Source organism: Ottowia flava, from assembly GCF_008017535.1.
Classification (GTDB): domain Bacteria; phylum Pseudomonadota; class Gammaproteobacteria; order Burkholderiales; family Burkholderiaceae_C; genus Ottowia; species Ottowia flava.
This window is the reverse complement of sequence record NZ_VRUA01000010.1, coordinates 1-19,801: the sequence shown is the minus strand read 5'-3', so window position 1 is coordinate 19,801 and position 19,801 is coordinate 1. Positions and strand designations below refer to the sequence as shown.

19 protein-coding genes, 3 tRNA genes and 1 pseudogene are annotated in these 19,801 nt (G+C 68.2%); 14 read left to right on the top strand and 9 right to left on the bottom strand.

Features of this window, described 5'->3' with window-relative positions; genetic code table 11:
• Positions 1-30: 30 nt before the first annotated feature.
• Positions 31-2,121, bottom strand: coding sequence for a site-specific recombinase (locus FVQ98_RS11305; RefSeq protein WP_147913546.1), 2,091 nt, complete (start codon positions 2,119-2,121; stop codon positions 31-33).
• 44 nt (positions 2,122-2,165) lie between these two features.
• On the bottom strand, positions 2,166-2,561 hold the full coding sequence (gene apaG / locus FVQ98_RS11300; RefSeq protein WP_147913545.1) for a Co2+/Mg2+ efflux protein ApaG: 396 nt from the start codon (positions 2,559-2,561) through the stop codon (positions 2,166-2,168).
• A gap of 64 nt (positions 2,562-2,625) precedes the next feature.
• Between apaG and rpe the strand changes: the two genes are divergently transcribed.
• Positions 2,626-3,309, top strand: a complete 684-nt coding sequence (gene rpe / locus FVQ98_RS11295; RefSeq protein WP_147913544.1) for a ribulose-phosphate 3-epimerase — start codon at positions 2,626-2,628, stop codon at positions 3,307-3,309.
• 106 nt (positions 3,310-3,415) lie between these two features.
• Here the strand turns inward: rpe and FVQ98_RS11290 are convergent, their stop codons facing one another.
• From FVQ98_RS11290 to FVQ98_RS11270, 5 genes are all read right to left on the bottom strand, one after another.
• Positions 3,416-4,111, bottom strand: coding sequence for a DUF2894 domain-containing protein (locus tag FVQ98_RS11290; RefSeq protein WP_187265708.1), 696 nt, complete (start codon positions 4,109-4,111; stop codon positions 3,416-3,418).
• Positions 4,104-4,817: an OmpA family protein gene (locus FVQ98_RS11285; RefSeq protein WP_147913542.1), complete on the bottom strand. Its 714-nt coding sequence runs from the start codon at positions 4,815-4,817 to the stop codon at positions 4,104-4,106. Before FVQ98_RS11285 ends, FVQ98_RS11290 begins: the two co-directional genes overlap by 8 nt.
• A gap of 85 nt (positions 4,818-4,902) precedes the next feature.
• Positions 4,903-7,377 carry a DUF802 domain-containing protein gene (locus FVQ98_RS11280; protein WP_147913541.1) on the bottom strand — a complete coding sequence of 825 codons (2,475 nt, stop codon included), beginning with the start codon at positions 7,375-7,377 and terminating at the stop codon, positions 4,903-4,905.
• Positions 7,378-7,396: 19 nt separating this feature from the next.
• Entirely contained in the window at positions 7,397-8,152 is a 756-nt protein-coding gene (locus tag FVQ98_RS11275) for a DUF3348 family protein (protein WP_147913540.1), read from the bottom strand.
• Positions 8,153-8,339: 187 nt separating this feature from the next.
• Positions 8,340-8,813: a DsrE family protein gene (locus FVQ98_RS11270; protein WP_255507741.1), complete on the bottom strand. Its 474-nt coding sequence runs from the start codon at positions 8,811-8,813 to the stop codon at positions 8,340-8,342.
• A gap of 64 nt (positions 8,814-8,877) precedes the next feature.
• Here FVQ98_RS11270 and gph point away from each other — a divergent pair, with 64 nt between their 5' ends.
• Complete coding sequence (gene gph / locus FVQ98_RS11265) at positions 8,878-9,558, top strand: phosphoglycolate phosphatase (protein ID WP_370512950.1); 681 nt, start codon at positions 8,878-8,880, stop codon at positions 9,556-9,558.
• Between the two features lie 32 nt (positions 9,559-9,590).
• Positions 9,591-10,550 (top strand): succinylglutamate desuccinylase/aspartoacylase family protein, encoded by a 960-nt coding sequence (locus FVQ98_RS11260; protein WP_255507740.1) that lies wholly within the window; start codon positions 9,591-9,593, stop codon positions 10,548-10,550.
• A 283-nt stretch (positions 10,551-10,833) separates the two neighbouring features.
• Here FVQ98_RS11260 and FVQ98_RS11255 read toward each other — a convergent pair whose 3' ends face one another.
• Positions 10,834-11,445, bottom strand: a complete 612-nt coding sequence (locus FVQ98_RS11255) for a chalcone isomerase family protein (protein ID WP_147913538.1) — start codon at positions 11,443-11,445, stop codon at positions 10,834-10,836.
• A 154-nt stretch (positions 11,446-11,599) separates the two neighbouring features.
• Positions 11,600-12,421 carry a transglutaminase-like domain-containing protein gene (locus FVQ98_RS11250; protein WP_147913537.1) on the bottom strand — a complete coding sequence of 274 codons (822 nt, stop codon included), beginning with the start codon at positions 12,419-12,421 and terminating at the stop codon, positions 11,600-11,602.
• 388 nt (positions 12,422-12,809) lie between these two features.
• Between FVQ98_RS11250 and trpE the strand changes: the two genes are divergently transcribed.
• The 11 genes and pseudogenes from trpE to FVQ98_RS20410 form a co-directional block, all read left to right on the top strand.
• Positions 12,810-14,318 carry an anthranilate synthase component I gene (gene trpE / locus FVQ98_RS11245; protein ID WP_147913536.1) on the top strand — a complete coding sequence of 503 codons (1,509 nt, stop codon included), beginning with the start codon at positions 12,810-12,812 and terminating at the stop codon, positions 14,316-14,318.
• 122 nt (positions 14,319-14,440) lie between these two features.
• The gene (locus FVQ98_RS11240; RefSeq protein ID WP_187265711.1) at positions 14,441-15,028 is read left to right on the top strand and encodes an anthranilate synthase component II; all 588 of its coding nucleotides are present in this window, start codon (positions 14,441-14,443) and stop codon (positions 15,026-15,028) included.
• A gap of 30 nt (positions 15,029-15,058) precedes the next feature.
• A complete protein-coding gene (gene ltaE / locus FVQ98_RS11235; protein WP_147913535.1) occupies positions 15,059-16,144 on the top strand; it encodes a low-specificity L-threonine aldolase in 1,086 nt (361 codons plus the stop codon).
• A gap of 16 nt (positions 16,145-16,160) precedes the next feature.
• Positions 16,161-16,880, top strand: a complete 720-nt coding sequence (locus FVQ98_RS11230) for a LysE family translocator (protein ID WP_147913534.1) — start codon at positions 16,161-16,163, stop codon at positions 16,878-16,880.
• Positions 16,881-16,937: 57 nt separating this feature from the next.
• Positions 16,938-17,972, top strand: a complete 1,035-nt coding sequence (gene trpD / locus FVQ98_RS11225; protein ID WP_147913533.1) for an anthranilate phosphoribosyltransferase — start codon at positions 16,938-16,940, stop codon at positions 17,970-17,972.
• A 20-nt stretch (positions 17,973-17,992) separates the two neighbouring features.
• Positions 17,993-18,136: a hypothetical protein gene (locus FVQ98_RS19680; protein ID WP_187265707.1), complete on the top strand. Its 144-nt coding sequence runs from the start codon at positions 17,993-17,995 to the stop codon at positions 18,134-18,136.
• Entirely contained in the window at positions 18,129-18,941 is an 813-nt protein-coding gene (trpC, locus tag FVQ98_RS11220) for an indole-3-glycerol phosphate synthase TrpC (RefSeq protein WP_147913532.1), read from the top strand. Before FVQ98_RS19680 ends, trpC begins: the two co-directional genes overlap by 8 nt.
• A gap of 332 nt (positions 18,942-19,273) precedes the next feature.
• Positions 19,274-19,359 (top strand) — tRNA-Tyr (locus FVQ98_RS11215).
• Positions 19,360-19,466: 107 nt separating this feature from the next.
• A tRNA-Gly gene (locus FVQ98_RS11210) sits at positions 19,467-19,540 on the top strand.
• A gap of 40 nt (positions 19,541-19,580) precedes the next feature.
• Positions 19,581-19,655: transfer RNA gene (locus FVQ98_RS11205), tRNA-Thr, on the top strand.
• A 76-nt stretch (positions 19,656-19,731) separates the two neighbouring features.
• A pseudogene (locus FVQ98_RS20410) lies at positions 19,732-19,801 on the top strand (GTP-binding protein); the annotation flags it as partial.

Below are 19,801 nucleotides of genomic sequence, written 5' to 3'. Positions count from 1 at the left end.
GTCGATCCTAACCGCAGCGCCGGGTGGCGGCTACCTTGGCGGCGATGGTGGCTCCAAGGGCTTGTCGCCGCCGACCGGTGCGTCGGACGCAGGGGCGGCGTCTGGCTCGGCTTCAGTGGCCTGAGGCCGGTGCTTGAGCCGCACCGGCAGCACGAACGACAGAGGCTGGCGCAGCATGCGGCGGCGAAGGGCGACGTACAGCCGCTTGCGGTTGACGGCGCCGATGTTCTGCGCGGTCAGCGCCAGGCGGAAGGCCAGCAGGAAACTGAACGCCAGGTTCATCAGCCCCGTAATGGCAATGCCGCCTACCGCACCCCAGAACATGGCTCGGTGAATCACCTGCGGACCGATTTCGTGTGCTGCCGCCCCGACCTGCCCGGCGACCAGCGTGACGTGACGCACCTCGAACGGAATGCCGAAGAAGCCCAGCACCGGGGGCACCAGGCCCAGCATGAGTCCCAGCGAGATGTTGGCGGCGTAGCTGGAAATGCGCTGGCGCCAGTACGCGCCCCAGCGCCGCGCACGCTCGGCGCCCAGCCAGCGCGTGACGCGCGGGTGATGCGCAATCACGGAGTCCAGCCGATGGAACACGAACCAGTTTTCCACCCAGCCCGCGATCAGGCTGGAGAGGAACAGCAGGCCGCCTGTGGCGGCCGCAAACAAGGCGGTGGGCCCGAAGATTTGGTGCTGCGCCAGCGTGTACTGTGCGTGGTAGCCGTCCATCACCGTGTGGTGGGCGGTGCGCTCGATCAGCATGGCGATGCCGATCACGACCGGCACCACCACCCCCACGTTGCCCAGGATCGCGGCGAACTGCGAGCGCAGCAGGTAAACCACCTCGTCGACGAAATCGTCTGCCGCGCCGGGCGCGCCGATGTTGCGCAGGCGCGCCGCCATGGCCGGGGCGGTCATCGCCGGCTGCTTGGTGGCGACGGTCCACCCCAGCAGCATGATCAGCACGAAGCAGGCCGCGTAGTTGATGCCCGCCACCAAGCCAGCCCAGAACGCGGTCAGGCCGAGCGAGCCGATCACCAGCTTGATCCAGGTGGTGCAGGCCAGCACCGCACCGCCGCCCGCCGCCGCGCCCAGCATGTGCAGGTACTCGCTGGCGTTGCGGGTGATGTAGTGCTGGCCGGTTTCGGCGTTGCGCTCGGTCACCTTGGCGGCCAGCAGTTCGGTGTTGTCCGCCATCAGGGCGCGCAGGCTGCGCGCATCCTGGTCCACGCGCACCAGGTGCGACAGCAGTTGGGTCGTCGCCTGAGCGGGTGCGTCGGTTTCCAGGCACAGCAGCAGCGCCTTGACGCGGATGATGCGCTGGCGCAACTGCCGCAGCTGGAACTCAATGTGCACCGAAATGCCGTGTTCTTCGAGGTGCGTGTAGACCGTGGAGGCGGCCGCGCGACAGGCGTCCAGCTGCTCGCGCAACTGGCCGATGGCGATCAGCGCCGGCGCGCTCTGGCGGCCATGCGCCTGGATCGCCTCGCGCATGGTGACGAAGGCCAGCGGCAGCTGAGCGAACGCGCGCTCGCGCTTGGCGTCCTCCGACATGCGCATGCGCACCGCCGTGGAATGGCCGATGGCGCAGATCTGCGTTACCGCAAACATCACCGCGTCCATCACCGTGCGCATCGCGTAGTCGTTGATGTTCGGTGGCGGCGCGTCGGGCGCGGCGCGAAACAGCACGGTGCGCAGGCGCGTCAGCGTGCGCGCGTCAAGCGCGCGCAGCCATTTGGCGTCGAAATCGGTCGGAAACAGCAGCGGAAACAGCTCGCTCAGGTCGGTGGTCTCTGGCGTTGGTGGCATCAGCTTGCGGCGCAGGCGGTGCACCAGCTCGCTCATCAGCGCGCCCTGCGGTGCAAAACCCAGGTCCGCCAGCAGCGGCGTCGCGTCGATGGTGGTCAGAAACTCCTCCCACCAGTGGTGCCAGAGCTTCAGCCACTCCGGGCGAACCTCGGCCGCATCGATCAGCATGCGCACGCGCGCCACCGCCATGTCCGGGTCTTCGGTGTCGCCGCGCACCCAGTCCAACAGGCGCATCAGCCACAGGTGGCGCTCGGCCAGCGGCGCCTCGGGGTCGATGGCGCGCAGCAGTTCGATCAGGTCAAGCTGGGAGCTCGCCATGGTTCAAGCGATCGAGAGCAGGAACAAAAAAGCCGGGCGCGCGCTCAGTGCAGCACCCGCGCCGTGCCAGCGCCCTCGCCATGGGCGTCCAGCACGAACATGGGGATATCGGCGTCAAAGCGCTCGCCATCTTCGGCCACGCAGAAGTAGGTGCCGTGCATGGTGCCACTGGGCGTGCGCAGGCGGCAGGCGCTGGTGTACTGGAAGGCCTCGCCCGGCTGCAGCAGCGGCTGCTGGCCGACCACGCCCAAGCCTTTGACCTCTTCCACATGCCCGCGCGCGTCGGTGATGACCCAGTGGCGCGAGATCAGCTGCGCCGCCGTGTCGCCCGTGTTGTGCACGGTGATGGTGTAGGCAAAGCCGTACTGCTCCTGCTCTGGCTGCGACTGATCGGGCAGGAACTGGGGCTCGACTTCCACCTGAAACTGGTATTTGGCCATGTCGCCAATGGTAAACGGGCGACCTGACGCGGCTGCTGGGGCCGCTGCGCGACAATCGCGGCCCATGAGCACCACCTACCGCATCGCCCCGTCCATCCTGTCGGCCGACTTCGCCCGCCTGGGCGAGGAAGTGCGCGACGTCATTGCCGCCGGCGCCGACTGGATCCATTTCGACGTGATGGACAACCATTACGTGCCCAACCTGACCTTCGGCCCCATGATCTGTGAAGCCATCAAGCCGCACGCCGTGCGCGCCGACGGCACGCCGGTGCCGATGGACGTGCACATGATGGTGCAGCCCGTCGACGCGCTGGCCCAGGCCTTTGCCCAAGCCGGCGCCAACACCATCAGCTTCCACCCCGACGCCACGCCGCACGCGCACCGCAGCGTGCAGGCGATCCGCGCGGCCGGCTGCCAGCCGGGCCTGGTGTTCAACCCCGCGGCGCCGCTCGACGTGCTGGACTGGCTGATCGACGACATCGACCTGATCCTGATCATGAGCGTGAACCCCGGCTTCGGCGGCCAGTCCTTCATCGACAGCGCGCTGCGCAAGATCGAAGACGCGCGCCGCCGCATCAACGCCAGCGGGCGCGATATCCGCCTGGAAGTGGACGGCGGCATCAAGGCCAGCAACATCCGCCAGGTGGCCGACGCGGGCGCCGACACCTTCGTCGCCGGCAGCGCGATCTTCGGCCAAAAGGACTACGCCGCGGTCATCGCCGACATGCGCAAGCAACTACAAAAATAGGAGCTGGCCGCGCAGGTGGCACTAGCGCCGTAGCCCGATTTGTCTTGAAATTGGGGTGGGCGAAGGGGCGGCGCACCCACGCCTCCGCCCACGCCGCAGCACGGCCTCAACCGCGTGCTGCGCGCCCCGCCGTCTTGCCCGTTGGGCGGCCCCTTGCCGAGCTTGCCGGCGCCTTGACCGGCTTGCCGCGCGGCGCCGATTTGGCGGCGGGCGGGGGCGCCGCCAGCGCGCGCTCCAACCACATCAGCGCCTCGGCCTGGCCCATGAAGTGCTGCAGGTAGCCGGGCGCAGTCTCGCGCATCAGCGTCAGCGCGCGGTGCAGCAGCAGTTGTGAATTCAGCGGGCCGGCCTGGTCCGGCAGCGCGGTCTGCGACTGGGCCACGCGCTGCTCGGCGCGCAGCTGGGTCCAGGCAGCGCGGTGGGTTTGCACGACCTTCAGGTCGCGCGGTGCGGCGCTGGCTTCGGCCGCATCGGGCCGGACCGGCTCCAGGTGAGCGCGCAGCGCGCGCAGCGTCTGCACTGGTGACGCAGGCAGCGCCGCGTTGACAGCCGCTTCGCCACCAGCGTCAACAGGCGGCTTGGCCCCGGCCAGCAAGGCCTGCAGACGCGCATCCAGCAGCTGCCGCATGGCGCCATGGTGCGCCTCAGCGCGGCGCGCTAGCGCTTCGATGCGTTGCCAGCGCGCGGGATCGGCGGATGGGCCCCCGGCCGCGCGCGCAGCGTCTAGGGCAGCTCTCAGCGGCGTGGGCTGGGGCGCCATGTCGGCGCCATCGTCCGTCACCGGAGCCACAGGATCACCCACGCGGTGCCTCCGGCGCGACGTGGGCGCTCGTGTCAGGCTGTGAGGGTGCCTGGGCGTTGGCCGGGCTGGCGCCATCGGCCGCGGGCTGGCGCGGCATCGGCGCGATTTCGACGCGGCGGTTTTTGGCCCGCCCTTCGGCGTCGGCGTTGGAGGCCACGGCCTGCTGCGAGCCAAAGGCCGCGGCAAACACCGCGGCTGGCGGGACGCCTTCTTCGATCAGGGTGCGCGTCACCGTCAGCGCACGCTGGGCCGACAGCTCCCAGTTGTCGGCAAAGGCCTTGCTGCCGCCGCGCACCTGGCGGTCGTCGGTGAAGCCGCTGACCATCAGGATTTCTTGCCGCGTCTTCAGGTAGCTGGTCAGCGGCGCGGCCAGGCTTGTCAGCAGCGCGCGGCCTTCGGGTTGCAGCTCGGCCGACGACAGCTCAAACAGCACGTTGCCGTTGATGCCGATGCGGCCGTTGTGCAGCGTCACGCGCCCGGCGGCCAGCGGGCCGGCCAGGGCTTGCTCCAGCGTTTGCAGGCGCTGCGTCTGGGCGGCGCGCTGCTGGATCTCGTCCTGCAGGCGCGCGGTCAGCTCAAACTGCAGGCCCAGCGTGCAGACCAGGATCAGCACGAAGGCGCCCAGCAGCCCGGCCATCAGGTCGCCAAAGGCGGTCCAGACCGGCAGCGCGGCTTCGGCTGCGTCGACGTCGTCCAGCGTGGTCATCGTGTCACCTCGCGTACGCCGCTCACTGGCGTACCTTCGGCTTCGCCTGCGGTGCGAGCCCCCTTCGGAGCGGCCGAGCGGGGGCTCATGCCGCCGTGCCTTCGGCCGCGCGCTCGCGCGCCAGGCGCTGCAGGTCGCCCACGATCTGCTGCTGCGACGACAGGCTGAGGTCGATCACCTCGCGCGCCTGCGCCACGTAGTAGGCCAGCTGCTCGTCGCTGCGCGCGATCGACTGCGCCAGCGTGGCGTCCAGCTGCTGCAGGTGCTGCGTCAGCTGCGCGTTCGATTCGCCAAAGGCCTGCACGGCCTGGCCGAAGGCGTCGCCCAGGCTGGCGATTTCGGTGGCGCCGGCGCCGATCTGCGCCGCGGCTTCGGCCAGACGGCCGCTGTCGGTTTCCAGGCGTTCGGCAAAGCGTTGGGCGGTGCGCTCCAGCACCTCTGCCGAGCCGCCGACCAGCTGGTCGATGGCCTGGCGCTGCTCGGTCGACGCGTGGTTGACCGCGTCCAGCAGCGTTCCCAGCGTCTGCATCACGCGCGCGCGCTCTTCCAGCATGGCGTTGTCGCGCGCCATGCTGTCGGTGAGCTTGTCGCGCAACTCGCCAATCACTTCGGCGGCAGCGCGCGGTGCGGCGGCGGCGGCGTCCAGCAGGCGGCCGATCTCGGCCACCGTGCCCTGTGCCTGGCTGGCCGATTGCGCGGCCATGGTCTGCGTGGTGTGGGCCAGCGCGGCCAGGATGGCCTGCTGCTGGCGCGTGCCTTCGGCGCCGGTCTGCTGCCACTGTTGATGCAGCTGCGCGGCGGTGTCGGTCAGCGTTTGCTGCCAGACGGCGAGGCGGCTTTGCTCTTGTTCCGATAGCTGCTTGCTCAGGTGGTTGTAGCGCTGGTTGGCGTTATGGTTCATCAACTCGGCCTGCTCGGCAAAGCGCGCGGCGCTATCGGCCAATGCGGCCTGCGTGCGCGTGGCCACGTCTTCGCTGACCTGCGTGTGCTGCGCCAGCTGCGCTGTCCAGGCCGCCAGTTGCTGTGCGTCGCGTTCGGCCGCCTGGGCTTGCAGCGTCGCATGGGCTTGGGCCACGCCCTCGTGCAGCACGCCGATCTGCTGCTCGAAACGCTCGGCCGTTTGGGTCAGTGCCTGCTGCGTGTCGCGCGCGTGGGCGCCGCTGGCGCTCTCGTGCGCGGTCAGCGCGGCGGTCCAGGCGGCCAGGCGCAGCGTGTCGCGCTCGGCCGCTTGGGTCTGGCCCTCGGCAAGGGCTTGCTGGGCGCCTTGCAGCAACTGCGCAGTGTGCTGTTCAAACTGGGTGGCGGCGTCGCTCAGCTGGCGCTGCAGGCGCTCGGCCTGGGCGTTTCCGGCCTCGGCCTGCTGGGCCAGCAGGGCGTGGCCTTGCTGCGTCAGGCCGCCCGTGGTGTCGGCGAGTTGCGCGGTGACCTGCCCGACCAGTTGGGCTGAGCGCTGGGCGAAGCCGTCACTGAAGGCCGCCAGCGCGCCGCCCAGCTGCGTGGCCATGGCCTCGTGCGACTGGCGCTGCGCGGCCAGGGCGTTGTCCCAATGGCGCGCCACGCCGTCGCTGTGCGCGTCAAAGCGCTGCGCCAGACCGGCGAGGTGGTCCTGCACCTGCGCCGACACGGTGCTTTGCAGCGCGCCGGCCTCGCGCGCCAGGCCGGCGAGAGTGGCTTCCACCGCGGGCTGCAGCGCGGCGCCGGCTTGGCGCGCGCTGTCGGCCAGGCTGTCGCGCAGCGAACGGTCGACCGAGCTGGCGAGCCCGGCATACGCGGTCTCGGCCTGTTGGTGAAAGCGCTCTTGCCCGGTTTGCAGGCGTTCGGCCAGCGCGCCGTGTTGCTGCTCCAGCTGGATCGCCAGCGTCTGCAGGCGCTCGGCCAGCAGCGGCAGCGCGTCGGCCTGGCGCTGCATCAGCGAAAAAGCCTCGTCGCGCTGGTGCGCGGGCGAGAAGGCGCGCAGTGGTCCGCTGATGCGCGCGTCCAGCTGCTGGCCGGCCAACAGCCTTTCGCGCCGCGCCAGTGCCGACAGCAGGCCCAGCATGGCGGAGGTGGCCACGCCGGCCAGCGAGGTGCCGAAGGCCACGCCCAAGCCCTTGACCGGCGCGGCGAGGGACGCGCGCACGGCGGCCAGATCGGTCGCGCTCTCCAGCGCCATGCCGGTGCCGCGCAGGGTGACGACCATGCCGGCAAACGTGCCCAACATGCCCAGCAGCACCAGCAGACCGGCCAGGTACGGCGTCAGCGCCGGCGCCGGCAGCGCGGCGCGCTGGCCTTCGACCCGCCCGCGCACGGCCTGGCGCAGCGCCGGGTGCAGCGTGCCCAGCCAGTCGGCCAGGCGGGTGGGCGGCGTCTGCAGCCCGTCCATGGCCTGAGCCAGGCTGTGCGTGCCCTGGCGGTAACGCCACAGCTCGGCCACGCCAACGATGAAGAACGCGCCGATGACCGCGGTGACGGCCAGCGCCAGCGGGTAGGCGGACCCGTAGCCGGCGCCGACCCACACCACGGCGGCAAGGCCGGCCAGCACGGGCAGGGCGAAGGTGGCAAAGGATGACAAGCGGTTCATGACGGGGCAACCATTCAGTTCAGGCCACGGCGTTGGCGTGGTCCGGGGTGTGCAGGGCGGCAAGCAGGGCGCGGATCGGGTGCCAGCGCAGGTCCAGCTCAGCGTGCAAGGCGGCTTCCAGGTCGTGCTGAAAGCCGGCCTGCCAAGAAGAGGTGGTGGGCGCGTCGTCAGCGGCCGCGGCGCGCAGCTGGGCAAAGCGCTTGTCCAGCAGGCCGGGCAGGGCGTCGAGCAGGCGGCTTTCGGGCGCGCCCAGCATGCGTTCCATCACGGCGTCCAGCGCGGCCATGCGCGCATGCGCGGGCGAGCGCAACTCCAGCGCCCGGCGCAGGCGCGCGCGCAGCGGGGCGATGCGGTCTTCCATGCTTTGCTGCTGGGCCACGACGTGCCGGCGGTAGGTGGGGAAGTCGAACGCCATCTCGGTCGGCGCGGGGGCGGAGGTGGCGATCCAGCCCGACGTGGCGCTGCGCCGGCGCGGCGCGGCGGCCTCGCGCCAGGGCGCGTCCTCGGTCAGCGTGCGGGTCAGCAGGGCGTGCACGGCCTGGCTGTCGGCTTCGGCGCTGTCCGCGCTCGCGTCTTCGTCGTCCGACAGTGGCGCAACGGTAAGCGGCTCTTGCAGCGCGGCGAACAGGGGTTGGGCGTCGGTCCAGCGCAACCAGCCGCTCAGCTGGTCGTGGAAGTCCGATGGCGGGCCGTCGGCCGGCTGCACGCCCCAGGACGCCAGCAGGCGCACGAGCGCCGCGTCGGTAAAGCCTGTGCGCCGCGTCGCCGTCGTCATGCCCGCCCGAATGCAAAGCCGGCGAGTCTACACGGCGCCCCTGGCGCGCCCGGTCAGGCGCTGTAAGGGGCTGTAAGCAGGGTGAAGGCGCGCCGCGCACCCAAGAAAACGGCGCTGCGGTTGGCAGCGCCGAAGACTATCAAATCAGGAGCTGGCCGCGCAGGTGGGTGTAGCGCTGGCGCCCGATTCAGGGCTTGATGTACGCGTAACCTTCGCGCGACTGCAGCTGGGCGATGCGCGCCACGCCGGAGGGCGTGAAGTCGGCGTCCATGATGAACTGCTCTTTCTTGAGGTTGTTGTTGCGCATCGTGATCTCGCACACCTCAAAGCGCACGCCGCGTGCCTTCAGGGCGCTGACCAGCGCGGCGTAGTCGATGTCGCGGTTCTTCGCGTCCTTGGCGCCTTCCATCAGGAACTTCACGCCGTCGGCGTGCGTGACCACAATGATCTTGGTGTCGGGCGCCACGTCCAGGTGGTTGCGGATGTTGCGCAGGCCCTTGGTCGCCTGGGCGTCGGAGTTGTCGATGTGGTACACCACCTTGTCACCGCCCTTGGCGGGCGCGGCGGTTTGCGCCGACGCGCCCGTGCTGGCGACCATCATGCCGACGCCGAGCGTGCCTGCGGCCAACACCATGCGCAGCGTATTGCGAAAAATGCTCATCGGAATCTCCTCTGGGAATTGATCAATGTCACACCTGACACTAGCACAGCCTGTTATTGCCTGCATGGTGGATCTCGACGGCACGCTCGTCGATACCTTGGGCGATTTCGAGGCGGCGCTGGCCGCCATGCTGACCGCCATCGGCCGCCATCCCTTGAGCCGCGCGCAGATTGAGCGGCTGGTGGGCAAGGGCTCCGAGCACCTCATCCGTTCGGTGCTCGCGCTGACCGCGCCAGCGGGTGCGCAGCAAGACCCTGCCGCGCAAGAGGCCTTGACCGAACAGGCCTGGCGCTACTACCAAGCGGAGTACCTGCGCATCAACGGCCAATGCAGCACCGCCTACTCCGGCGCCGAAGCCGGCTTGAAGGCCTTGCGCGCGCAAGGCCTGCGGCTGGCCTGCCTGACCAACAAGCCGATCGCCTTTGCCCGCCCCCTGCTGGCCGCCAAGGGGCTGGAAGGGTACTTTGACCACGTCTTCGGCGGTGACAGCTTCGCGCGCAAGAAGCCCGACCCGCTGCCGCTGATCGAAACCTGCCGTGCCCTGCGTTCGGCGCCGGCACAGACGCTGATGGTGGGCGATTCCAGCAACGACGCCGCCGCGGCGCGCGCCGCTGGTTGCCCGGTGGTGCTGGTGACCTACGGCTACAACCACGGCGAGCCGATCCGCGCGGTGGACGCCGACGGCTTTGTCGATCGCCTCGATGCGCTGGCCCTGCGCGCGGCCACCGCAACACCGACACAGTAGCATCGGGTGATCGATCCAAGGAGACCCTCACCGTGACCACCGGACATGATCTGCTGGCGCGCGCGGCGGCCCAGCCCGAGGTGCTGCAGTGGCACACCTGGGCCTCGCTGAACCCCGGCCCCGCGCTGGTGGTGCTGGGCGCCGTGCACGGCAACGAGCGCAGCGGTGCCATCGCCATCGCGCGCGCCATCGACGACTTTCAGCATGGCCGCCTGGTGCTGCAGCGCGGACGCCTGACGCTGGTGCCGATCGCCAGCCCGCTCGCCTTCCGCCAGAACACCCGCGAGGGTGAGCGCAACCTGAACCGCCGCTTCGTCCCGCGCGACGATCCGCAGGACTACGAAGACCGCATCACGCGCCAACTGGCGCCGCTGCTGGCTGCGCACGACGCGCTGCTCGACCTGCATTCCTTCCACACGCCGGGTGATCCGTTCGCCATGGTCGGTCCGCGCAACAACGCCGGCCCGCGCGAGCCCTTCGCCCGCGCCGCCGAGGAAATGGCGTTGGCGCGCGCTCTGGGCGCGCAGCAGGTGGTCGAAGGCTGGCTGGACATCTACGACCGTGCCGCCCGCGCGCGCGGCGAGACGCCGGACGACGAAGGCATCGGCACCAACGAGTACATGCGCAGCCAGGGCGGCTACGCCGTCACGCTGGAAAGCGGCCTGCACGACGACCCCGAGGCGGTGGAAGTGGCCGAACGCGCGATCTACGGCGCGCTGGCGCACCTGGGCTTGGCCGACGTGCCAGTGCCGCCGCGCTTCAGCGGAAAAGCGGCGCGGCTCAAGGAGGTGGTGCTGCGTGAAGCGCCGGGCGACCGGCTGTTGCAGGACTGGCACAGCTTCGACCGGGTGGAGCCCGGCGACGTGATCGCCGAGCGCGCCGACGGCACGCCGGTGGTGGCGCAGCAGGCGGGCTGCGTGCTGTTCCCGCACCCCGACGCGGACGTGGGCCAGGAATGGTTCTACCTGGCGGAGCCGGGCTCGGCCGACTGAAGGTGCGTGCAATACCTTGACGACCTATTTCAGACGAAATAGGCTGCTGGCCCTGTACAGGTCTGCGCAGGCAGCTATCAAAAAAGAAGTAAAAGGCGCCTGCGCGATCGCGGCAGCACCACGCCGTGATGCACAGTGGGCTTGGGCCGGGTGGGCGATACAGTCGTGATTGGCCAAGTGCAGGGGAAATCAAGTGCCAGCCCAGCAGAGGTGTGCGCAGGATGCTACTGAAAACAGAGCGATCTGCGTGACTTCATCGCCGCGGCCAGCGACCGCCGGGCGTTCAGCCCTCTTTGCCCAGCAGCGCGTCCTTGAGCTTCCAGTCGGCCGGTTTCTGGCCCAACCAGATGCTCAGCAGGCCGCGGAAGAATTCGGGCTCGCGGAAGGGCTCGCCTTCGAGCTTGCCGTTCACCGTCAGCACGCAGCCTGTGCCGGGCACCCAGTCCATCTGAATGCTGTTGCCGGGCACCATGCGCTTGTAGTCGGTGAAGATCTGGCTCATGCGCATGATGCCGGGCAGCAGCTTGACCATGCTGCCGCGCTCGGCGTTCTCTTCCATACCGCGCGCGAACATGTTGCCGAGCTCTGTCGAGTCGATGTCGCGCAGCATCACCAGGCGCAGGCGCTTGGGGGTGTCGGTAGACCAGGCCTCGGCGACCGACGACGTTTTTTGTGGCACGTAGAGCGCGGCGACATAGACCTTGAACATCGCCTTGTAGCGCACGCCAGCGCCGTTCAGCACCAGCGGCTTGCCCGCGACGGTGACGCTTTCCGGTACCGGCGTGCCGGCCACTTCCAGCGCCCGTGCCGGGGTTGCCAGCAACGCGCCTGACAGGCACAGGGCGGCAGCCAGAACCTGGCGCCGAGACGGAGAGGCCGCAGTGATGTGTGTCATGGCGCCAATCAAAAAAGAACGGTCGTTCGTTTGATGATCGGACAGAACGCCATCGCCCCGCATCGGTGTTAACACCAAGTGGACGGACTTATTCCCCCGGGAGGTGCAGCTACTGCCCCATAAATTGAGGGCTATTGGCTGCCCTTCAGCATGGTCATGCAGGTGGCAACTCGTCCGTCACCACCGTGAAATTCTCCAGTTGCTGCCAGCCGAACACGGTGGCGATCGCCACGTCGGCGGCATCGCGCCCGCGCGCCATCACCACGCGGCCGATGCGCGGCACGTTGTGGCGCGCGTCGAAGGTGTGCCACTGTCCGCCCAGGTAGGCTTCGAACCAGGCCGAGAAATCCATCGGGTAGGGCACGGGCGGCACGCCGATGTCGCCCAGGTAGCCGGTGACATAGCGCGCCGGGATGTTCATGCAGCGGCAAAGCGTGACCGCTAGGTGCGCGAAGTCGCGGCACACGCCCACGCCTTCCAGCCAGCCCTGCAGCGCCGTGCGGTTGGCGCGCGCCTGCATGTAGTCGAACTGCAGGTGGCCGTGCACGTAGTCGCAGATCGCCTGCACGCGGGCCCAGCCCTCGGGCGCGCTGGCGAACTGGTTCCACGCGAAGGCCATCAGCTCGCTGTCGACCTCGCAGTAGCGGCTGGGCAGCAAAAAGCGAAACATCTCCGACGGCAACTCGTGCAGCGCGTGCTGGCGGGCGTCGACTGGCACCGGGTCCGGCGCGTCGGAGGTGGTAACGATGGCGCTGTTCTGCAGGCGCAGCCGGTTGGTGCCGGGCGGCAGGTCGATGCGGGTGATGGTGTTGTCGAAACCGTCCTGGTAGGTGGTCCAGGGCAGCGCGGGCTCCACGCTGATCTGCTCCGGCGCCTGCAGCGCGCCCGCTTGCGAGGGGTGCACGTGTAGCGCGCCCAGCACGCTGGTGGGGCCTTGCAAGGCCAGAGCAATGTCATACCCGATCCGAATCAGCATGTCGTCGTCCGTTGAAAGCGTTGAAAAGGGTGGAGAGGCGACTGCCCATTGCACCGTCGCTCGGCCGGCCGCACCAGTGTCCGGCGACGCAAGCCCGTGTGGGACAAGCCCGCGCGAGGCGCCGTCACGCGGCGGGAACGCGGCTTTGCTACACTGCCCGCCATGTGTTCTTTCCACAATGTCATTTCACCGCTGGGCGCCCAAGGCACCCAGGGGGCGTGGCCCTGGCGTAAGCCTGCACGTTGACTTGTGACCCGCGTCCGCAAGGGGCGCACCTGGGGCACCCTACGGGTGCCAGATTGAAAGACACATGGCCGCCGCCGCGCCGCTGACTTGAAGGCTCAGCCCACAACGCGCCCGCGGCCCAGAGCTTGGAGGCTCGATTCCCGTGATCACCGAACTTGAATTCAAAAGCCTGGTTGCCCAGGGCTACAACCGAATCCCCTTGATGACCGAGGCGTTCGCCGACCTCGAAACGCCGCTCAGTCTTTACCTCAAACTGGCCGCCAACGCAGGCGGGGCGGGCGGTGGCCGCTACAGTTTTCTGCTCGAATCCGTGATTGGCGGTGAACGCTTCGGCCGCTACAGCTTCATCGGCTTGCCGGCGCGCACGGTGCTGCGCGCCACCGGCTTCGGCGCCGAGGCCAAGACCGAAGTGGTGACCGACGGCCAGGTGGTCGAGACCGCGCCGGGCAACCCGCTGGACTTCATCGAGTCGTACCAGGCGCGCTTCAAGGTCGCGCTGCTGCCCGGGCTGCCGCGCTTTTGCGGCGGCCTGGCGGGTTATTTCGGTTACGACACGGTGCGCCACATCGAGAAGAAGCTCGAGAGCACCTGCCCGCCCGACCCGATCGGCCTGCCCGACATCCTGCTGATGCACTGCGAGGAAGTCGCCGTCATCGACAACCTGTCGGGCAAGCTGTATTTGATCGTCTACGCCGACCCGGGCCAGCCCGAGGCCTACACAAAGGCCAAGAAGCGCCTGAAGACGCTGCGAGAGCAGCTGCGCTATTCGGTCAGCGTGCCGCAGGTGAAAGCCACGCAAAACTTCCCGGCCGAGCGCGAGTTTGCCAAGGCCGATTACCTGAAGGCGGTGGAACACGCCAAGGAGCTGATCGCCGCGGGCGACTTCATGCAGGTGCAGGTCGGCCAGCGCATCAAGAAGCGCTACACCGAATCGCCGCTCAGCCTGTACCGCGCGCTGCGCTCGCTCAACCCGTCGCCGTACATGATTTACTACGACTTCGGCGACTTCCAGGTGGTCAGCGCCAGCCCGGAAATCCTGGTGCGGCAAGAGCACACGCCCGAAGGTCAGAAGATCACCATCCGCCCATTGGCCGGCACGCGCCCCCGCGGTGCCACGCCCGAGCAGGACAAAGCGACCGAGGTGGAACTGGTCAACGACCCGAAGGAGCGCGCCGAGCACGTCATGCTGATCGACCTGGCGCGCAACGACATCGGCCGCATCGCCAAGACCGGCAGCGTGAAGGTGACCGAAGCCTTTGCCGTGGAACGCTACAGCCACGTGATGCACATCGTCAGCAACGTCGAAGGCATCTTGAACGACGGCATGACCAACATGGACGTGCTCAAGGCGACCTTCCCCGCGGGCACGCTCACGGGCGCCCCCAAGGTCCACGCCATGGAGCTGATCGACCAGCTGGAGCCGACCAAGCGCGGCATCTACGGCGGCGCCTGCGGCTACTTGAGCTACGCCGGCGACATGGATGTGGCGATTGCGATTCGCACCGCCATCGTCAAGGACCAGCAGCTGTACGTGCAGGCCGCCGCGGGCGTCGTCGCCGACAGCGTGCCCGAGCTGGAATGGAAAGAGACCGAGCACAAGGCGCGCGCCATCCTGCGCGCCAGCGAGCTGGTCGAGGAAGGCCTGGAGTGAGCCGCGCCATGAACACCCCGCATTCCAAGCCAAATCACCCTGTGGTCTTAGAGCAGCCTGCGCAGGGTGCTATCGAACATGAAGCGATGATTGCCGCGCTGCGCGCCCGCGTGCCCCCCGGCGTGCGCGTGCTGATGGTCGACAACTACGACAGCTTCACCTTCAACATCGTCCAATACTTCGGCGAGCTGGGCGCGCAAGTCACCGTGCTGCGCAACGACGAAGTCACGCTGGAACAGTTGGCCGAGCGCTTCGAGCGCGGCGAGTTCGACCGCCTGTGCATCAGCCCCGGCCCGTGCTCGCCGGGCGAAGCCGGCGTGTCCGTCGCCGCCATCCGCCACTTCGCGGGCAAGCTACCGATCCTCGGCGTGTGCCTGGGCCACCAGGCCATCGGCGCGGCCTTCGGCGGTGACATCGTCCGCGCCCAGCAGCAAATGCACGGCAAGACCAGCGTCATCAGCACCGACCAGCAAGGCGTGTTTGTAGACTTGCCGAAGCAGTTCACCGTCAACCGCTACCACTCGCTGGTCATCGACCGCGCCACCTGCCCGAAGGAGCTGGCCGTCACCGCCACCAGCGAAGACGGCGAGATCCAGGGGGTGCGCCATACGGGCTACGCCCATGACGTGCGCATCGAGGGCATGCAGTTCCACCCGGAGAGCATCCTGACCGAGCATGGGCATGCGATGCTGGCGAACTTTTTGCGCTGAGCGCGCGGCCCTGTTTCAGGAGAGATGCCGATGACCCATGCTTCCGTGGTCGACCTGCGCAGCGACACCGTCACCCAACCCACGCCCGCCATGCGCGCCGCCATGATGGCCGCGCCGCTGGGCGACGATGTGTTTGCCGATGACCCGACGGTGAATGCGCTGCAGGCGCGCATCGCCGAATTGACGGGCAAAGAGGCGGCGCTGTTCATGCCGTCGGGCACGCAAAGCAACCTGTGCGGCATCCTGGCGCACTGCGGGCGGGGTGACGAATACATCGTTGGTCAGCTGGCGCACACCTACCGCTACGAAGGCGGTGGCGCGGCCGTGTTTGGCAGCGTGCAGCCGCAGCCGCTGCCGCAGGACGCGCAAGGCCGCATGGCGCTGGCCGACATCGCCGCCGCCATCAAGCCGGACGACCCGCACTTCGCGCGCACGCGCCTGCTGTGCCTGGAAAACACCTGGAACGGCCACGTCATGCCCGACGCGTATTTGCGCGATGCGGCGGCGTTGGCACGCCAGCACGGCATGGCGGTGCACCTGGACGGCGCGCGCGTCTTCAACGCCGCCATCGCCAGCCGCCAGCCCGGGCAGGCCACGGCGGCGCGCCTGCGCGAGATCGCGGACCTCTTCGACAGCCTGTCGGTCTGCTTCAGCAAGGGCCTGGGCGCGCCCGTGGGCTCAGCCCTGTGTGGGTCGAAAGAGCTGATCGCCCGCGCGCTGCGCATCCGCAAGATGGCGGGCGGCGGCCTGCGCCAGGCCGGCCTGCTGGCCGCTTGCGCGCTGCACGCGCTGGACCACCATGTCGAGCGCCTGGCCGATGACCACGCCAACGCCCAGCGCTTGGCGGATGGTCTGCGCGCCATCCCTGGCCTGACGGTGCGTTCGGCCGAAACCAACATCGTCTTCGTCGACGTGTCAGACGGTCGCGGCCCGGCCCTGCTGGACCACCTCAAGGCCCACGGTGTGCTGGCCACGGGGCTGATCGGCCTGCGCTTTGTCACGCACCTGGATGTGGACGCGGACGGTGTTGACCGTGCCGTGGCGGCTGCGCGGGCGTTCTTCGCTGCGGGTGCCGACGGGCCTGCGCGGGCTGCTGCCGCAGCGGGCCCTTACTGATCACGGCAAGGCTGCCATGCCAGACTTTCACCACCTCCTGCTCTTCATCGCCGCGGGCGTCGTGCTCAATCTCACACCGGGGCCGGATGTGATGTTCATCGTCGCCAACGCGGTGCGCGCCGGTGCGCGCGCGGGCGTGGCGGCGGCGAGCGGCATTGCGGCGGGGTGTCTGGTGCATGTGGCGGCGGCGGCTTTGGGCGTGTCGGCCCTGCTCGCGGCCAGTCAGACGGCGTTTGCGGTGCTGAAGTGGATGGGTGCGATCTACCTGGTGTGGGTGGGGGTGCAGATGCTGCGCGGCGCGCTCCGCCACCCGGCGCCCGAGGCGAATGCGCTGGGCGGGCAGGGCCTGGCGACTCCGAAATCCATAGCTGGACGCGCCCAATTGGCGGGTGCTGCAGGCCAAAATGGCTTGAAATTGCCTGTGGGCAACATCTTCCGCCGTGGCTTTCTGACCAATGTGCTCAAGCCGAAGGTCGCACTGTTCTTTCTGGCCTTCGTGCCGCAGTTCATTGCGCCGGGCACGGCTCAGCCGGGCTGGGTGTTTCTGGCGCTGGGGCTGCTGTTCACCTTCAATGGCTTGCTGGTGTGCGTGGCCTGGGCACTGGCGGCGGCTTGGGCGGCGCGCCGCGCCGGCATGCTTCAGCGCGCCATGCGTTGGCTGGACGGCGCAGCCGGCAGTTTGTTCATTGTTTTTGGCGTCAAGCTGGCGCTGACGCAAGCGCCCGGCGGGCGCTGAAGCGCCGCGCCGACGCATCGGGAAAATTCGACGTTGACTCTCACAGGAAAAACCACCGTGTCCATCACTCCGCAAGAAGCGCTGCAGCGCACCATCGAACACCGCGAGATCTTCCACGACGAGATGCTGCACCTGATGCGGCTCATCATGACGGGCGAGATCTCGCCGCTGATGGTGGCGGCCATCATCACCGGCCTGCGCGTGAAGAAGGAAACGATTGGCGAGATCACCGCCGCCGCGCAGGTCATGCGCGAGCTGTCGACCAAGGTGCACGTGGCCGACCCGACGCACCTGGTCGACGTGGTGGGCACGGGCGGCGACGGCTCGCACACCTTCAACATCAGCACGTGCTCGATGTTCGTCGCGGCCGCAGCGGGCGCGAAGGTGGCCAAGCACGGCGGGCGCGGCGTGTCCAGCAAGTCGGGCAGTGCCGACGTGATGGAGGCACTGGGCATCAACATCCACCTCAACCCCGAGCAGATCGCGCGCTGCGTGGCCGAGACGGGCGTGGGCTTCATGTTCGCGCCCAACCACCACCCGGCGATGAAGAACGTGGCGCCGATCCGGCGCGAAATGGGCGTCAAGACGATCTTCAACATCCTGGGGCCGCTGACCAACCCGGCCGGCGCGCCGAACATCCTCATGGGCGTGTTCCACCCCGATCTGGTCGGCATTCAGGTGCGCGCGCTGCAGCGCCTGGGCGCCGAGCACGCCGTGGTCGTCTACGGCCGCGACGGCATGGACGAGGTGAGCCTGGGCGCGGCCACGCTGGTCGGCGAGCTGAAGAACGGCGAGGTGCGCGAGTACGAAATCCACCCCGAGGACTTCGGCATGCAGATGCAGAGCAACCGCAGCATCAAGGTGGCGTCGCCGGAGGAATCGGTGGACATGCTGCGCGGCGTGCTGGACGACACGGCCGGCGCAGCCAAGGACATCGTGCTGCTGAACGCGGGCGCCACGCTGTACGCGTCGGGCGTGGCGGGCACCATTGCCGACGGCATTGCGCGCGCCCGCGCGGCCGTGGAATCGGGCGCGGCCAAGGCCAAGCTGGCCCAGGTGGTGGCTTTCAGCCAGGCGCAAACCGCCGCCTGAGGGCGGGGCAGCAGCAGGCCATGTGGCAGGACGAAGGCACCTGGATCGCGCTGGGCATCTCGGCGCTGTTTGTTGTGGCGGGGCTGGTGATGCACCGCGTTTTTGTGAAGATTCTCAAGAATCCGGCGCCAGACGGGCGCAAGGAGCTATCAAAAGATGAGTGATATCCTGGACAAGATTGTCGCTGTCAAGCGCGAGGAAGTGGCTGCAGGTCTGAAGAAGAAGTCGCTCGCCGCCATGCGCGAAGACGCCGAAAGCCGCGTGCTCACGCGCGATTTCGTCGGCGCGCTGCGCGCCAAGATCGCCGCAGGGCAGGCGGCGGTGATCGCCGAGATCAAGAAGGCCAGCCCGAGCAAGGGCGTGATCCGGCCCGATTTCGTGCCCGCCGACATCGCCCAGAGTTACGCCGTGGGCAACCGCGACAGCGGCGGCCAGGTGAGCGCGGCCTGCCTGTCGGTGCTGACCGACAAGCAGTTCTTTCAGGGCAGCATCGACTACCTCAAACAGGCGCGCGCCAGTTGCGAATTGCCCGTGCTGCGCAAGGATTTCATGGTCGACGCCTACCAGGTGTACGAAGCGCGCGCGATCGGCGCCGACTGCATCCTGTTGATTGCCGCCTGCCTTGGGGATGCGCAGATGGCCGAGTTGGAAGCGGTGGCGCACAGCCTCGACATGGCGGTGCTGGTCGAGGTGCACGACGGCGACGAACTGCAGCGCGCGCTCAAGCTGAAGACGCCGCTGGTGGGCATCAACAACCGCAACCTGCGCAACTTTGAGGTGAGCCTGGACACCACGCTGGGCCTTTTGACGGACGTGCCGGCCGACCGGCTGCTCGTCACCGAAAGCGGCATCGCCACGCGCGCCGACGTGCAGCGCTTGCGCGAAGCGGGGGTCAACGCCTTCCTGATCGGTGAAGCCTTCATGCGTGCCGACGAGCCAGGCGAGGCGCTGGCGCAGTTGTTTGCCTGACGGCGCCGGTTGGCAGCGCTCGATGCAATGGCAATTGCTATCAAATGAGAAGCTGTATGCGTGAATGGGCGTGGGGCAAAAGGTGGATTTGATTCGGAAAACCACGTGGGCGCCGGGCGGCGCCTGTGCTGCGCGCACCAACCATCGCTCCCCGCTGTCTGCGCAGCGGCCGTCCGCGCCCTTCCGCGGTGGCCGGCATTTCAGCGCTGCCAACGCGTCTTTGAAGGCCGGCGGCCATCCCCTGATCGGATGGCTCGGCGAAAAAAGCGATTGCCAAGTGGAGATGCTTGCCGAGCGAAATCAAACAGTGGCATAATCCATGGTTCTCTGCCGGAGAGGTGGCCGAGTGGTTAATGGCAGCAGACTGTAAATCTGCCCTCTTACGAGTACGCTGGTTCGAATCCAGCCCTCTCCACCAGCAGACACCACGCCGTAAGGCGCGGCTGACAGGCGAGCGATAAGGATTGGCGGTTCCGGTTGTGGCCGGGAACAAGCTCCAGCAAGGCGCCATCCTTGGTGCTTCAGGCGGGAGTAGTTCAATGGTAGAACCTTAGCCTTCCAAGCTAATGACGCGGGTTCGATTCCCGTCTCCCGCTCCAAAGTCGGCCGTCCCCGTCGGTGCGACGCAAAAAAGTTTGCGCCCTTGTGGCTCAGTGGTAGAGCACTCCCTTGGTAAGGGAGAGGTCGTGGGTCCGATTCCCACCAAGGGCACCATTCAAAGTGGTCGCGTGCCGCGCAGTGCAGGCTATCACGCAACGTTGTTGAGTCAATTTTTTTCGGAGTCGAAGAAATGGCAAAAGAGAAATTTGAGCGTAAGAAGCCGCACGTGAACGTGGGCACCATTGGTCACGTGGACCATG